Genomic DNA, 14,213 nt, shown 5'->3' on the forward strand with positions numbered 1-14,213 from the left:
TGCATGAAACTCGCATACCAGACGGATGATGGGATCGGCACGCGCGCCAATTTGGGTGTGATCGTTCTGGAAACCGATGAGACGCTGGAGCATGAGTTCCGGCAGTTGGTGAGCGGCGCGGGCATCGCGCTTTATGTCAGCCGGATTGCGATGGTGCCGGAAATCCGATCTGAAACGCTCGCACAGATGGAGATGGATCTGCCGACGGCGGCGGGCCTTCTGCCACCGGCGCTGAACTTCGATGCCATTGGGTTCGGCTGCACCTCGGCGTCGAGCGTGATCGGATCTGACCGGGTGGCGGAGATCATCGCGGCCACCTGTCCGGGCGCGAAAGTAACGGATCCACTGGCGGCAATCATTGCCGCAGGTCGCGCGCTTCAGGCGCGGCGCCTTGGCTTTGTCACACCCTACGTCGTCGACGTCTCCGCACGCATGCGGCAAAAGCTTGAACTGGCCGGGTTCGAGATCGCAAGTTTCGGCTCCTTCGAGGAAGGCAATGACCGGGTGGTGGCGCGGATCACACCGACGGCGATTGCAGCGGCTATCGAGGCAGTTGCGGGCAAGGCATCCTGTGATGCCGTTGTCGTGTCCTGCACCAATCTGCGCTGCCTTGATGTCATTGCCGACGCGGAGGCGAAGATTGGCCTGCCCGTCATCACAAGCAATCAGGCGCTCGCTTGGCATATGCTCGCTCTCGCGGGGGTGGCGGACCGGCGACCCGGATGTGGTCGGCTGTTTGCCTAGACATTGCTTCTCATTGGACAGCATTGGGGCCCGCATGGCCGCTGGCTCTCGACGTTCTCCCGAAAGTCTTCCGTCTGTGTCGCCTGGTGTCTATCGTGCTATCCGGAGTATTCATTTGCCTCGCTCTTTGTCCAAGGCGATGAATCAATATATGCCGCAGAAGAGACTTCAGCGAGGCTGGCGAAACGTCGCCGTGAAGAGATCCGCCCAGGGACATTCGAGATATCGGAGGAGGACATACCATGAAGATCATATTGGTTGGCGCATCGGGCGACGTCGGGCGGGCCGCCTATGACGCGTTATCCAAGCGCCACGAAATCGTCCGGGCGGGGCGCAAGGCTGCCGACGTCACGGTCGATATCGGCGACAGACAGTCAATCGAGGCGATGTATGCAACCGTCGGGGCGTTTGATGCCGTGGTGTCTACCGCAGGTGGCGCGCATTTCGCACCTCTCTCAGATTACACAGAAGAGACGTTCAGATTTGGGCTGGAGAACAAGGCCATGGGGCAAATCAACCTTGTGCTTGCGGGGATGGCCCATGTGTCGGACAACGGGTCCTTCACCTTGACCAGCGGCGTGCTGGATCGTGATCCCGTGATCTCGGGAACCGGTGCCGCCACGGCAAACGGTGCCTTGGCAGGGTTCATCAAAAGCGCCGCGATCGAACTGCAGCGCGGCCTTCGGATCAATGTCGTGAGCCCCGGCCTTCTGAAGGCGTCCGAAGACCGCTATGGCACGCTCTTTCCCGGGCACGAGCGCGTGTCATCAGAGCGGGTCGGGCGCGCCTATGCCAAATCCGTGGAGGGCGCCATTACCGGGGAAGTGGTCATCGTCGCGTGACGCGCCGGTCTGACTGAGCGCCCGGTCGCCGCGCCGGGCGAAGTCACTTGTTCACCTCACGGCAAAACTGCTGGCGGTCGAAATCTGCCAGGCCTTAAACCTCGGGACGCATCAGGAGAGAGATGCCGCAGGGTGCCGCGATGTCCGGGGACGTCATCGACCGAAGGAATGCGTCTTGCACCTGAGACGCATCCCAGTACCATGAAACGCGCTCAAGCGAATAAGGGAAACGCGCGTGGATACCACACTGCTCATCGCCTTTCTGACAACGACGCTGCTGTTTGTCGCGGCACCGGGACCATCGGTTGCCTTTGCCACGGCACAGGCGCTGCGCCATGGCACCCGCGGGGCTTGCGTGACGGTGGCGGGGGACGCCTTGGGCACTGTCGTGCATATCGCGGTCGCCGCCAGCAGCCTGACCGTCCTGATTGCCTTGTCGGACATAATATTGCCCCCGCTGCAGATCGCGGGCGGGCTTTTCATTTTGTACATGGCGTATCAGTCCTTTTCTCACGCGCGATCAGGCAACGGCACACGAGCAAAGGCGTCGGACAAGGCGACATTCTGGGCGGGGTTTTTCGCCTGTGTTTCCAATCCGAAGGCGATTGTGTTCTTCGTGGCCCTCTTTCCGGCATTCATCTCGACCGAGCATAGTATTCTGGTCCAAAGCGTGGTCTACGGTGCGATTTTCCTGACCTTGGATGCGATTTCCATCCTGGCCTACGCATTGTTCACGATGCACACGGTCAAGCGTACCACATCGCGCTGGTTGAATGCGGACATCCTGAGTGGCTTGGGGTTGAGTGGTGTCGGGCTTGCCATGGTCATCAAGGGCTACAAGGCCATTCCCGAGACTTAGGGCTTGCACCGGCGCGCTTGGTCTTCGCGCGGTTTGCCGGATAGTGTCGCAGCCCAACACAGTCTCGAGTGGCCAGCAGCCGCGCGCTGAACGGCCGTGATCAGATATGGAAACCGTGTCATCCTGAGCATTTGAAGTGTGACAAGGTTGGCTTGGCTTAGCTACTTGACGGCATTGGCACCGTACCATATTCCAAGTGACGCTACGCGGGCGTTGTGTAGTGGTAAGACCTTAGCCTTCCAAGCTAATGACGCGGGTTCGATTCCCGCCGCCCGCTCCATCCCCTTCCCACGACAATTGAAGCCCATCGCCCGGACGCGGCATTTTGGCTCTATCAAGCCTTCAAAAGACGCGATCTCTTGACCCTCGCGGCGCAGGTCGCCATGACAGAGGCAGACGACGAAGGATACGACATGGCCCGTGGCACGCCCCCGGCTCCCGCAGCGCCGGGGCAGACAGAAGAACGCGCAAAGTCGAAAAGGATTGGCGCGCTTGCAGCGCTGCTGCCTTTCATCTGGCCCTACCGGCGGCTGATGTTTGCGGCAATCGCGGCTCTGGTCACGACGGCGGTCATCTCGCTGACACTGCCTCTGGCGGTGCGGCGTGTTGTCGATAATTTCGACACGGAAAACGCCTATATCCTCGACCAATACTTCGCTGCCGCCTTGGGTATCGCGGCGCTGCTCGCCATTGGCACCGGGCTTCGGTACATGCTGGTGACCCGGCTGGGTGAACGCGTGGTGGCCGACATACGCAAGGCCGTCTTTGACCGTGTCATCGCGATGAGTCCGGCGTTTTATGAACAGGTGATGACCGGCGAAGTGCTCAGCCGCATCACGACGGATACCACGCTGATCCTGTCGGTGATCGGGTCCTCCGTGTCGATTGCCCTGCGCAATTTGCTGATCTTTGTGGGCGGTCTTGCCCTGATGCTGCTGACATCCGCAAAACTCACCGGGCTTGTGCTGCTGATCGTGCCTGCGGTCATCGTGCCGATCCTGGTGCTGGGCCGCAGGCTGCGGGTGCTCAGCCGGGAAAATCAGGACTGGATTGCGGCCTCTTCCGGGAATGCCTCCGAAACCCTGAGCGCCGTTCAGACCGTTCAGGCCTTCACCCATGAAGCTGCCAGCCGCACGCAGTTTTCGGACGTCACGGAGCTGTCCTACGATGCGGCCCGTCGCCGGATATCCACACGGGCGCTGATGACCGTGATCGTTATTTTTCTGGTCTTTGCCGGCATCGTCGGCGTGCTCTGGATCGGGGCGCGGGATGTGCGCGCCGGCGACATGACCCAAGGCGCTTTGGTGCAGTTCGTGATCTACGCCGTGATGGTGGCCGGTGGCGTGGCCGCCCTGTCGGAAATCTGGGGCGAATTGCAACGTGCTGCAGGGGCGACGGAACGTCTGGTGGAACTGCTGCAGACCGAAGACACGGTCAAGGACCCTGACACCGGTCTCGACCTGCCGGAGCCCGTGACCGGGCGCATCGGCTTCGAGGATGTGAGTTTCGCCTATCCGGCGCGCCCGGGGATCAACGCGCTCGAGCAGGTGACCCTTGAGATTGAACCGGGGGAAACCGTGGCTTTTGTCGGCCCGTCGGGCGCGGGTAAAACCACGATTATCCAGATGATCCTGCGGTTCTACGACCCGGATTCAGGGCGCATAACCCTTGATGGCGTGGACCTGTCGCACCTGCGGCGGGATGTGTTCCGCAAGGTCGTGGCGCTGGTGCCGCAGGATCCGGTGATCTTTGCTGCTTCTGCACGGGACAACATTCGATTTGGCCGCCCCGATGCGTCAGATGCCGAGATTGAGGCCGCTGCCAACGCCGCCGCCGCGCATGAGTTCATCGAAAAGCTGCCTGACGGATATGACGCTTATCTGGGCGAGCGCGGCGTCATGCTGTCTGGCGGACAGAAACAACGGATCGCCATTGCGCGTGCCATCCTGCGGGATGCGCCCGTGCTCTTGCTGGACGAAGCCACCAGCGCGCTCGATGCGGAAAGCGAACGCGCGGTGCAGACCGCCGTCGACACGCTCAGCAAAGGGCGCACGACGCTGATCGTTGCGCACCGGCTGGCCACGGTCAAAAAGGCCGACCGGATTGTCGTGCTGGATCAGGGCAGGGTGGTGGCCAGCGGCCCGCACGACAAGCTGGTGGCCGAAGACGGGCTTTATGCCCGGTTGGCGCGGTTGCAGTTCACAGATGGCATCGCTGCAGAATAACCTGTGATTGCAGAGCTGCTGCGGCTACAGTCTTTTCGTGTCCTTACGTCACATGATTTTACGCAGCGTTCCGAAAGGCGCGTGCGTGCCGGGAAAGCTTGCACAATCGGGTATTTGGCTCCATCTTTCTTGCCACTGAGAATAAGCTCGAAAATGGGCGTTTTGGGAGGAAACTGAATGACTTTTGCCGGGATCGAAGATCGCGATGCCATCGAGGCTGCAATGCCGTGGGCGGACCGTCCGCTGCCGAATACCCTCTATGGTTTGCTGAGTGAAACGGCAGGGAAATTCCCCAACCACAACGCGGTGAGCTACCAGATTTTTTCGGGCCCGAAGGACAAGGCGGAAACCATCACCTGGTCGACGCTCAAGGATCAGGTCACCCAGACGGCCAACCTCTTCCGCTCCCTCGGGGTGACGGAGACAGATGTCGTCGCCTACATTCTGCCGAATGCCAATGAGACGGTGCTGACCCTGATGGGTGGGGCCGTGGCGGGAATCGTCAACCCGATTAATCCGCTGCTGGACGCGGAGCAGATCGGCTCCATCCTGCGCGAAACCAATGCCAAGGTTGTGGTGACCCTGCGCCCGTTCCCCAAGACGGATGTGGCCGACAAGACCGCGGAAGCCGTCGCCCTTGCCCCCAATGTGACCACAGTGTTGGAAGTTGATCTGCTGCGTTACCTGACGCCGCCGAAGTCCTGGATCGTGCCGCTCATTCGGCCCAAGCGCAGCGTGCAGAACCACGCAAAATATCTGAATTTCCGCGAGGAAGTGGCCAAGCAACCCACGACGTTGAGCTTTGAGGATGTCGATGAAGACCGCGTCGCCTGCTATTTCCACACCGGTGGCACCACGGGCATGCCCAAGGTGGCGCAGCATCGCTATTCGGGGATGATCTACAACGGCTGGATCGGGACAGAGCTGCTCTTTAACGAAGAAGACAACATCATGTGTCCGCTGCCGCTGTTTCACGTCTTTGCCTGCCACGTGATCTTCATGGCGGCGGTGACCTCTGGCGCACATGTCATCTTTCCCACCCCGCAGGGCTATCGCGGCGAAGGTGTGATGGATAATTTCTGGCAATTGGTGGAGCGGTGGAAAATCACCTTTATCATCACGGTGCCGACGGCGATTTCCGCCAAGATGCAACGCCCGATCAACGCCGACGTCAGCACGGTGAAGACGGCGTTTTCCGGCTCTGCCCCGCTGCCGCTGGAGCTTTTCCGTCGGTTCGAAAAGGCGACGGGCGTGACGCTGGTCGAAGGCTACGGGCTGACCGAGGCGACCTGCCTTGTGTCCTGCAACCCGGTGGACGGGGAAAAGAAGGTCGGCAGTATTGGCATTCCCTTCCCCTATTGCAAGGTGAAGATCTACAAGACCACCAATGACGGTCCGGTCGAGGCTGATGTCGATGAAATCGGTGAGATTTGCGTGTCCAACCCCGGTGTTTTTGTCGGCCATACCTATACCGAGGAAGAGAAGAACAAAGAGCTCTACTATGGCGACTACCTGCGCACCGGTGATCTGGGCCGCGTCGATCCCGATGGCTATCTGTGGATCACGGGCCGCGCCAAGGATCTGATCATTCGGGGCGGTCACAACATCGACCCGGCGGAGATCGAGGAAGCCCTGCTGCACCATGAGGCGGTCGCCTTTGCCGGGGCCATCGGCCAGCCGGATGCGCATTCAGGTGAGGTGCCCTGTGCCTTTGTCGAATTGGTGGACGGGGCGAGTGTGAGCGAGGAAGAACTGCTGGCCTTCTGCAAGGAACACGTGCACGAGCGCGCGGCACAGCCCAAGCATATGACCATCATGGATGAGCTGCCCAAGACGGCTGTCGGCAAGATCTTCAAACCCGACCTGCGCAAGATGGCGATCACCCGGATTTACAATCAGGCACTGGAGCAGGCCGGGGTGGCGGCGCGTGTCGTCTCTGTGGTGGATGATAAGAAACGCGGGTTGGTCGCGCAGATCGACGCGAATGGGGCAGGGGAAGAGGCCATTGCCCACGCGCTCAGTGCCTTTGTGCGTCCTTGGGTGCTGGCCAGCACTGCCGTGGCCGCCGAGTAATCAGCGCAGGAAAGCCCGCGCCTTCATTGTATCGGCAATCGGCGCCCCGAGACGTGTCAGGATCGTGGGCGCCAGTTGCAACTGGTCGATCACCGTGTCCGGGGCAGGCCCCTCTGCCGGGCCAAAGTAATAAAGTGCGGCCTCTTGCTGCAGCGGGTCCCGCCCGCCGTGATGGCCGCGTGCGTCCTGTCCGTGGTCTGCCGTCACGATCACCTCGTACCCTGCCTGACGCCAGCGGGTGATGTAGGGGGCCAGCATCGCGTCCAGCACGAAACAGGCGTGATCCATCTCCTGGCAGTCATGAAAGAAACGATGCCCCATGCTGTCGAGCGTGCAGCTGTGCAGCATCCCGTAGTCAAGCTGGTAGGTCTCGCACAAGTGGGTCAAGGTGGCAAAGAGGTCGGCATCCGACGGGGTCATCTGGTTGATCAGCCCGTAGCCTGACATGGTGTGAAACCGCCCGTGGTTGATCGTGTCGCTTTCGGGCTCGTCATATTCGATGTCCCGGACCGGATCGAACGGCGCCCGGTTGAAAAGCTCCGACCAGTAGGAATGGGCCACGGCCCCGGTGATGCCACAGGCCTTGCGGATCTGACCGAAAACATCCGCTTGGGTGAGGCGAAAGACATTGTCATTGCCGGTACAGCCATGCGCTGCGGGCACCACGCCGGTATGGATCGAGGCGTAGCAACTTGCCGAGGTCGAGGGCAGTACGGAACGGATCTTCCATACGCGGGCGTCGCCACTGTCGACCCAGCCTTCCAGATTGCCGAACAACCGGCGCCAGTTGCGCCAAGGCACGCCATCGATGATGATCAGAAGTAGTTTGGTGTCCATGACGCCCTCCGTTGCCCTGAGCGCTATCTGAAGCGAACTCAGATTTTCGCGCAACGACGATTGCGACCTGTCAGAAAAAATTCACAAAGGGTGCTCTGGTGTCCGGTCTACACTCAAACTCATCCCCGCAATGGTCCGGAGACGGAGCATCGTGTTCAGGTTGGGCAGGATCGCATTTACCGCGTTTCGGCGAGCTCATCAGGCGCGGCGTTGATCAGATCGCGCGGATACCGCATGTGCTCACGACCCAGGGCAAGCTCGTTCAGCATTCTGCCATTGGCGCTTTTGAGCAATTGATCGTTTATGCGGACAAACGCGGCCTCGAACCGCATCGCAACTGTGTCCAGACGAAAAGTATCATGGGTGTTGATCTGGGTGGCCTCTGTTCTGGCACCATGCCGTACTTGACGTTGTGCCCGGTCGATTATGGCGCAGGTTCGCGCTAAGGTGCCTGCGGTCTGCGTTGGTGTGAACGCAAACTGGCATCCTATCAGCATCTTGTGGGCACGGGTGATCGAGATTGGCTGGATGGCCACCAGATTGAAAAAAGCCGTGCCGTCTTTGCGATAATTCACCAGGCAGTAGGTGTCTGCCTTCTTGTTTCTGCAGGTATCGGCCAGCTCATCCGTGACGGTGCGATCGGTTTCATCGCCCTGCAGGAACCGGCAGTTCCGGCCAATGACTTCGGCGGCTTTGTAAAGTGTCAGTTTTTCAAAGGCCGGGTTTACGTAGACAAGAGGGGTGTCGTCCTGTTCGGGGTCTGCAATGGTGATCGGGACGTCCAGAGCGTCGCCCGCCGCTCTAACGGCTGCATCGAGCATCTCCCCGAAACCCGGATCGTCCGGCATCTTACGTCCCCTTTGCCATGCGTTTTTCCGCAAATTCTGTTAGCCAATTGTTAACAACTAAGTGTGTTCAGGGGGAATTTCAACCATCGCGTGAAGGGATCGCTGCCAGTGCACCGGCCGTCCGTCGCACTGGGCGCACGAGATTGTGACATCGGGAGCGGGGAAAGCTTTTGCCTGGACCGCCTGACGTCCGATACGTTTCGATCAGTGCAACGCATGGAGTAGGGCATGAGCAAATCCCGCAAATCCCAGAAGCGGAAGTCAAAATCCAAGGCGAGCAGGGCTGCGGTGCCGGACACTTCGCGGCGGGATATGCTGAAATTGCTGCGCAACGGTGGCATCGGTGCGGCGGTTCTTGCCGGCGGCGGCTATTTCGGGGTTGGGTCATACCGGGCCTACGCCGCTGAACATGATCTCAACCGTCTGGGACAGGGCAAGCCTGTGGTCGTGCAGGTGCATGACCCGCAATGCCCGACCTGCACGGCGCTGCAAAAGCAGACACGAAAGGCGCTGAAAGAGTTTGGCGAATGCGATCTGGTCTATTTGATCGCGGATATCAACACGCCGGAGGGCCAGGCTTTTGCCGTGCGCCACGGCGTGGGAAACGTCACGCTTATGCTTTTCGATCCCGAGGGCGGGTTGCAGCGTACGGTGCAGGGGATGCGCAGCCAGGATCAGCTTTTGCCAATCCTTCGGGATCATCAGGACGCTTATGGGGGCGTCTCAAGCTGAGATGCCGGAGCCAGTAGGCCACCCCGCCGGTCGTTTTAATGGTTGCGACCCATTGCTCGTGTGGAGGGAAAGCAATTCATGTCAGGGGAGACTGTTTTTCAGCACGGCGGCCACAATCGCCTCCGGCCGATCTTCCTGCACCAGATGACCGGCATCCGGAATTGCGATGCAGTCCCGATCCGAAATCAATCCGGCCAGCTTCTGCCCGGTTTCGAATGGAATCCACGCATCCTGCGCGCCCCAGAGCACCGTGACCGGGCACTCCATCACAGCATACGCACCTTCGATTTCATCGGTATAGGCCTGATCCATTTGTGCGATTTGGCGGTAAAAGGCCGATTGACCCGTCGCGCTCAGCCAAGGTGCGGAGTAGACATCAAACGCTTCGTCCGAAAGCGGATTATGGGCGGCGGTTTGCAGATAGGCCCGCAATAGGGCGCGGTGCATGTAGTCGGGCATCCCGGAAAACGCGTCTTCATGTTGCCGGACGTGCTGGACAAAGGGCGAGCCCCAAGGCGCGAGTGCCACGGCGTCGAAAATCGTCAGTGAGCCATAGCGCAACCCATTGAGATAGTAGCCACGCAGGGCTGTGGCACCGCCAAAATCATGGGCCAGAACATCAGGACGATCGAGCCCCCATTCCCGGAAAAGTGCTGCGAGGATTTTGTTTTGCACAGCGAGGGAGACGTCCTGCCCCGCGCGCATCTCCGATTGCCCGTATCCCGCGAGATCGAAGTAGTAGACCGTTCGGTGATCGATGAGATGGGGGACGATCCGCCGCCAGACCTGAGAGGAGAAAGGTGTCCCGTGGATGGCGACAAGGGCCGGACCCTGGCCGGATTTTCCCCAACGGATTTCATTTCCTGCGATGACGGAAGTGTAGGGCAAGTCCAGCATTGCGATTCTCATATTTACACTTAGCTAAGTAACTATATGATTGTCGATATGGATAGATCAACGCAAATGAAAGCCATGGCGAGCGCGCCGCGGCTGAAGGCCCTACGACTCTTGGCGGAGCCCGACCGGCATTTTGGCCATCAATGGTCGGCGGATGCGGGGGAGTTCGGGGTGTGTATGACGCTGATCGCCGAGGCTCTGGGCGTTGCGCAACCGACGGCCAGTCGCCATCTGGACATCTTGAAACAGGCAGGCTTCATCACGACACAGAGGCATATGAAATGGTCATATTGCAAACGCAATGAGGCTGCGATCAAAGACTATTTGACGTGGCTGAGTACGGAGGTTCTGGCGCAATCCGATGCCTGATCGGACTGTGTCGATGGTCACTTCCGACGCGCCAATATGACGGGGTCAGTTGCCGGCACTTTCCATTTTGCGATGTTCCAGCACCTCTTCGAGCCATCCGAGCTTCATTTCCGGCACAGAACTCAACAAAAGGTCGGTGTAGTCGTCAAAGGGCGGCGAGAGCACTTCGCTTTTGGGCCCGTAGCGCACGACGTTGCCCTGATACATGACCGCAATGCTGTCGGCGATGGCCCGTACGGTGGCCAGATCGTGGGTAATGAAGAGATAGGCGACATCCTCGATCTTTTGCAGGTTCAGCAGCAGTTTCAGGATACCGTCAGCCACCAGCGGATCGAGCGCGGAGGTGACCTCGTCGCAGATGATCAGCTTGGGCTTGGCGGCCAGTGCGCGGGCGATGCAGACCCGCTGTTTTTGCCCGCCCGAGAGCTCTGCCGGGTAGCGGTCCTGAAAACCGTCGCCGAGTTCGATCTCGTCGAGCAACTCCTGGATGCGTTTCTGTTTCTCGGCGCCCTTGAGGCCGAAGTAGAATTCCAGCGGACGGCCGATGATGGTGCCCACGGTCTGGCGCGGGTTCATCGCGGTATCGGCCATCTGGTAGATCATCTGCAGCTCGCGCAGGTCTTCGAGCGGGCGGGTGGCGAGGTCAGGGGTCAGGGTGCGCCCGTCGAAGGTGATCTGCCCGGCGCTGGGCGGTAGCAGGCCGGTGATCACCCGCGCGAGGGTGGATTTGCCCGAGCCGCTTTCGCCCACCACGGCCAGGGTCTGACCGGGGTGCAGATCGACGGTGATGTCCTTGAGGACATCGAAATTTGTACCGGCGTAACGGGCAGTGATGCCTTCGACCTGGAGTACGGGTGTGGCAGTAGGCTGTTTTTCCTCATGGGTGATCGAGCGGACGGAGACCAGCGCTTTGGTATAGTCTTCCTTGGGTGCATTGATGATCTGATCGGTGGTGCCGTATTCGACCATGGCGCCCTGTTGCAGCACCATGATGTGATCAGAGACCTGGGCCACCACGGCGAGGTCGTGGGTGATGTAGAGGGCGGCAACACCGGTGTCGCGGATCGCCTCCTTGATCGCGGCGAGAACGTCAATCTGGGTGGTCACGTCGAGGGCTGTTGTTGGCTCATCAAAGACCACGAGATCGGGTTGGGGGCAGAGGGCCAGCGCGGTCATGCAGCGCTGCAGCTGGCCGCCGGAGACCTGATGCGGGTAGCGGGAGCCGATGTTTTCGGGGTCCGGCAGACCGAGTTTGCGGAAGAGCTCAACCGCGCGAGCCTCAGCGTCTTGTCGGGAGAATTTGTTCTGGAAGATGGCGGCTTCGGTGACCTGCTCCATGATCTGCTTGGCCGGATTGAAGGAGGCGGCGGCGGATTGGCTGACGTATGTCACTTCGGCGCCGCGCAGGCGGCGGACGTCGCGCAAACCGGAGTGCAGGATATCGCGGCCGTTCACCTCGACACTGCCGCCGGTGATCTCCACCCCACCGCGCCCGTAGGCCATGGAGGCCAGGCCAATGGTGGATTTGCCCGCGCCGGATTCCCCGATGAGGCCGAGGACCTTGCCGGGGGCGAGGTCAAAGTCGACGCCATGCACGATTTCGATATCGCGGGATTTCTCGCCGGGCGGGTAGATGGTGGCGCCGATCTTGAGGCCACGCACTTTCAGGAGGGGGTTTGTCATGGGTGCTCCGCTACCGGGCGGGGGCGCTGCCCCCACACCCCCGGCATATTTGACGAACAATGAAGGGGCGGCAGGGATGCAAGGGGTCTGATCATCCGCGGCCCCCTTTGAGGGAGGTGGTGCGGTTCAGCACCCAGTCGGCGACCAGATTGATCGAGATGCAGAGCACTGCGATGGCGTAGGCGGGGTAGAGGGCGGCGGAGATGCCGTAGTTGATGCCCTCCTTGTTTTCTTTCACGATGCCGCCCCAGTCGGCCTGAGGCGGTTGCACGCCGAGGCCGAGGAAGCTGAGGGTGGAGACGAAGAGGACGGCGAAGATGAAGCGCAGGCCTATTTCAGCCACGAGCGGCGAGAGCGCGTTGGGCAGGGTTTCGCGGAAAATGATCCAGCCGATTTTCTCGCCGCGCAGCCGGGCAGCCTCGACGTAGTCCATGACCGTGATATCGACGGCGACGGCACGGGCGAGGCGGTAGACGCGGGTTGAGTCCAGAAGGCCCATGAGCACGATCAGGATGGTAATGGTCGTGGGCATGACCGAGAGCACGACAAGCGCAAAGATGAGTGTGGGGATTGACATGATCAGGTCGACGAAGCGGCTGATGCTCTGATCGACCCAGCCGCCCGAGACCGCCGCAAAGAAGCCGAGGACAGAGCCGATAATGAAGCTGAGCGCCGTGGCGGCGGTGGCGATGAAGATGGTGGTCTGGCCGCCATAGATTATGCGGCTGAGCAGGTCGCGTCCAATACTGTCGGTGCCCAGCAGGAATTGGTCGGAGGGCGGTTCCCAGACGTCGCCCACCACTTCGGCCATGCCATAGGGGGCGATCAGCGGGGCGAAGATGGCCATTGCAAAGAAGAGGCCGGTGAAAAAGAGGCCGATGAGAGCGGCGAGGGGTATTCTCATGGACGTTGCTTTCGGGGGCGGCTGGGCGGCGCTGTTGCGCGGGCGCGCAAGGCGCCCCGCCCGCCGTCCCGTGCGGGCGCTTGAGATGGAGAGGGGGTGCTGGACGCCGCAGGTTTGTGGGGTGAGCCCGCTCTGTCCGCGCGACGTGACCGGGTCCTATTTTCAATAGGTCCGATCACTTTGGGTGCCTCAGTCTGGGGTTGGCGAGGATCGAGACGATGTCCGCAATCAGGTTCAGCCCGATGTAGACCGCCGCGAAGATCAACCCGCAGGCCTGCACCACGGGCACGTCCCGTTTGCTGACGTGGTCGACCAGGTATTGTCCCATGCCCGGGTAGGCGAAGACCACCTCGACCACCACGACGCCCACCACCAGATAGGCAAGGTTCAGCATCACCACGTTCACGATGGGGGCAATGGCGTTGGGGAAAGCGTGCTTGCGGATGATTTTGAGCATGCCGAGACCCTTGAGCTCGGCGGTTTCGATGTAGGCCGATTGCATCACGTTTAGGATGGCGGCGCGGGTCATGCGCATCATATGCGCCAGCACCACCAGTGTCAGCACCATGATCGGCAGGGTGATGGATTTGATCTTTTCGATCAGCGTCATGCTGTCGTTCATCAGCGCAACGGAGGAAAACCGCAGGTTCGACAGCAGCCAGGACCGCAGGCCGTCCGGCAGGAATTCCATCCCGCCGATCAGGAGGGGCAGCTGGATCGACAGGAAAAAGATCAGCAGGTAGCCGATCATGAATTCAGGAATGGAGATCGTCGTCAGGGTGATTGCAGAGATCAGCTTGTCGGGCCAGCGGTCCTTATAGCGCACCGCCAGCAGGCCCAGAGTGATCGCCAGCGGGACGGCGATGAGAGCTGCCCAGAAGGCGAGGAACAGCGTGTTGCCCAACCGGCTGCTGAGGCTTTCCGCAATGTCACGGCCATTGGTCAGCGCGGTGCCCAAATCGCCTTGCAGCACGCCGCCCAGCCAACTGAAGTATCGCGTGATTGCGGGCTGATCCACGCCCAGTTCGGCGCGCAGGTTGGCGAGCGCCTCGGGGGTTGCGGATTGGCCGAGGATGGATTGCGCCACGTCGCCGGGCAGGATTGCGGTGCCCACGAAGATCAGGATCGAGGCGGCGAAGAGCAACAGGAAGCCCAACGCGAGGCGTTGGGCAACCAGTGTCAATATGGGGTGCATCTGTG

At 60.6% G+C, this 14,213-nt stretch carries 13 protein-coding genes and 1 tRNA gene; 8 read left to right on the forward strand and 6 right to left on the reverse strand.

Annotated features, from left to right (window positions below; all coding sequences use genetic code 11):
* Window positions 1-3: 3 nt before the first annotated feature.
* The 6 genes from ISX84_RS00855 to ISX84_RS00880 all read left to right on the forward strand — a co-directional run bounded on the left by ISX84_RS00855 (window position 4) and on the right by ISX84_RS00880 (window position 6,743).
* Entirely contained in the window at window positions 4-744 is a 741-nt protein-coding gene (locus ISX84_RS00855; RefSeq protein ID WP_195818434.1) for a maleate cis-trans isomerase family protein, read from the forward strand.
* 242 nt (window positions 745-986) lie between these two features.
* Complete coding sequence (locus ISX84_RS00860; protein ID WP_195818435.1) at window positions 987-1,586, forward strand: short chain dehydrogenase; 600 nt, start codon at window positions 987-989, stop codon at window positions 1,584-1,586.
* Window positions 1,587-1,821: 235 nt separating this feature from the next.
* Window positions 1,822-2,445, forward strand: a complete 624-nt coding sequence (locus ISX84_RS00865) for a LysE family translocator (RefSeq protein WP_195818436.1) — start codon at window positions 1,822-1,824, stop codon at window positions 2,443-2,445.
* 206 nt (window positions 2,446-2,651) lie between these two features.
* Window positions 2,652-2,725, forward strand: a tRNA-Gly gene (locus ISX84_RS00870).
* 133 nt (window positions 2,726-2,858) lie between these two features.
* On the forward strand, window positions 2,859-4,670 hold the full coding sequence (locus ISX84_RS00875; RefSeq protein ID WP_195819326.1) for an ABC transporter transmembrane domain-containing protein: 1,812 nt from the start codon (window positions 2,859-2,861) through the stop codon (window positions 4,668-4,670).
* Between the two features lie 177 nt (window positions 4,671-4,847).
* Complete coding sequence (locus ISX84_RS00880; protein WP_195818437.1) at window positions 4,848-6,743, forward strand: acyl-CoA synthetase; 1,896 nt, start codon at window positions 4,848-4,850, stop codon at window positions 6,741-6,743.
* Here ISX84_RS00880 and ISX84_RS00885 read toward each other — a convergent pair whose 3' ends face one another.
* Together ISX84_RS00885 and ISX84_RS00890 are read right to left on the reverse strand one after the other, a co-directional pair.
* Window positions 6,744-7,580 carry an alkaline phosphatase family protein gene (locus tag ISX84_RS00885; protein WP_195818438.1) on the reverse strand — a complete coding sequence of 279 codons (837 nt, stop codon included), beginning with the start codon at window positions 7,578-7,580 and terminating at the stop codon, window positions 6,744-6,746.
* A 176-nt stretch (window positions 7,581-7,756) separates the two neighbouring features.
* Window positions 7,757-8,428: a PAS domain-containing protein gene (locus ISX84_RS00890; RefSeq protein ID WP_195818439.1), complete on the reverse strand. Its 672-nt coding sequence runs from the start codon at window positions 8,426-8,428 to the stop codon at window positions 7,757-7,759.
* Window positions 8,429-8,656: 228 nt separating this feature from the next.
* Here ISX84_RS00890 and ISX84_RS00895 point away from each other — a divergent pair, with 228 nt between their 5' ends.
* The gene (locus ISX84_RS00895; RefSeq protein WP_195818440.1) at window positions 8,657-9,160 is read left to right on the forward strand and encodes a thioredoxin family protein; all 504 of its coding nucleotides are present in this window, start codon (window positions 8,657-8,659) and stop codon (window positions 9,158-9,160) included.
* 81 nt (window positions 9,161-9,241) lie between these two features.
* On the opposite strand, the gene ISX84_RS00900 is transcribed toward ISX84_RS00895, so the two are convergent.
* Window positions 9,242-10,057, reverse strand: coding sequence for an alpha/beta fold hydrolase (locus ISX84_RS00900; protein ID WP_195818441.1), 816 nt, complete (start codon window positions 10,055-10,057; stop codon window positions 9,242-9,244).
* 48 nt (window positions 10,058-10,105) lie between these two features.
* Between ISX84_RS00900 and ISX84_RS00905 the strand changes: the two genes are divergently transcribed.
* Window positions 10,106-10,426, forward strand: coding sequence for an ArsR/SmtB family transcription factor (locus ISX84_RS00905; RefSeq protein ID WP_195818442.1), 321 nt, complete (start codon window positions 10,106-10,108; stop codon window positions 10,424-10,426).
* Between the two features lie 45 nt (window positions 10,427-10,471).
* Here ISX84_RS00905 and ISX84_RS00910 read toward each other — a convergent pair whose 3' ends face one another.
* The 3 genes from ISX84_RS00910 to ISX84_RS00920 all read right to left on the reverse strand — a co-directional run bounded on the left by ISX84_RS00910 (window position 10,472) and on the right by ISX84_RS00920 (window position 14,208).
* On the reverse strand, window positions 10,472-12,109 hold the full coding sequence (locus tag ISX84_RS00910) for an ABC transporter ATP-binding protein (protein WP_195818443.1): 1,638 nt from the start codon (window positions 12,107-12,109) through the stop codon (window positions 10,472-10,474).
* A 91-nt stretch (window positions 12,110-12,200) separates the two neighbouring features.
* Complete coding sequence (locus ISX84_RS00915) at window positions 12,201-13,013, reverse strand: ABC transporter permease (RefSeq protein ID WP_195818444.1); 813 nt, start codon at window positions 13,011-13,013, stop codon at window positions 12,201-12,203.
* Window positions 13,014-13,188: 175 nt separating this feature from the next.
* Window positions 13,189-14,208, reverse strand: a complete 1,020-nt coding sequence (locus tag ISX84_RS00920; RefSeq protein WP_195818445.1) for an ABC transporter permease — start codon at window positions 14,206-14,208, stop codon at window positions 13,189-13,191.
* Window positions 14,209-14,213 lie beyond the last annotated feature (5 nt).

The organism is Roseobacter sp. MH60115 (assembly GCF_015644665.1).
GTDB lineage: Bacteria > Pseudomonadota > Alphaproteobacteria > Rhodobacterales > Rhodobacteraceae > Roseobacter.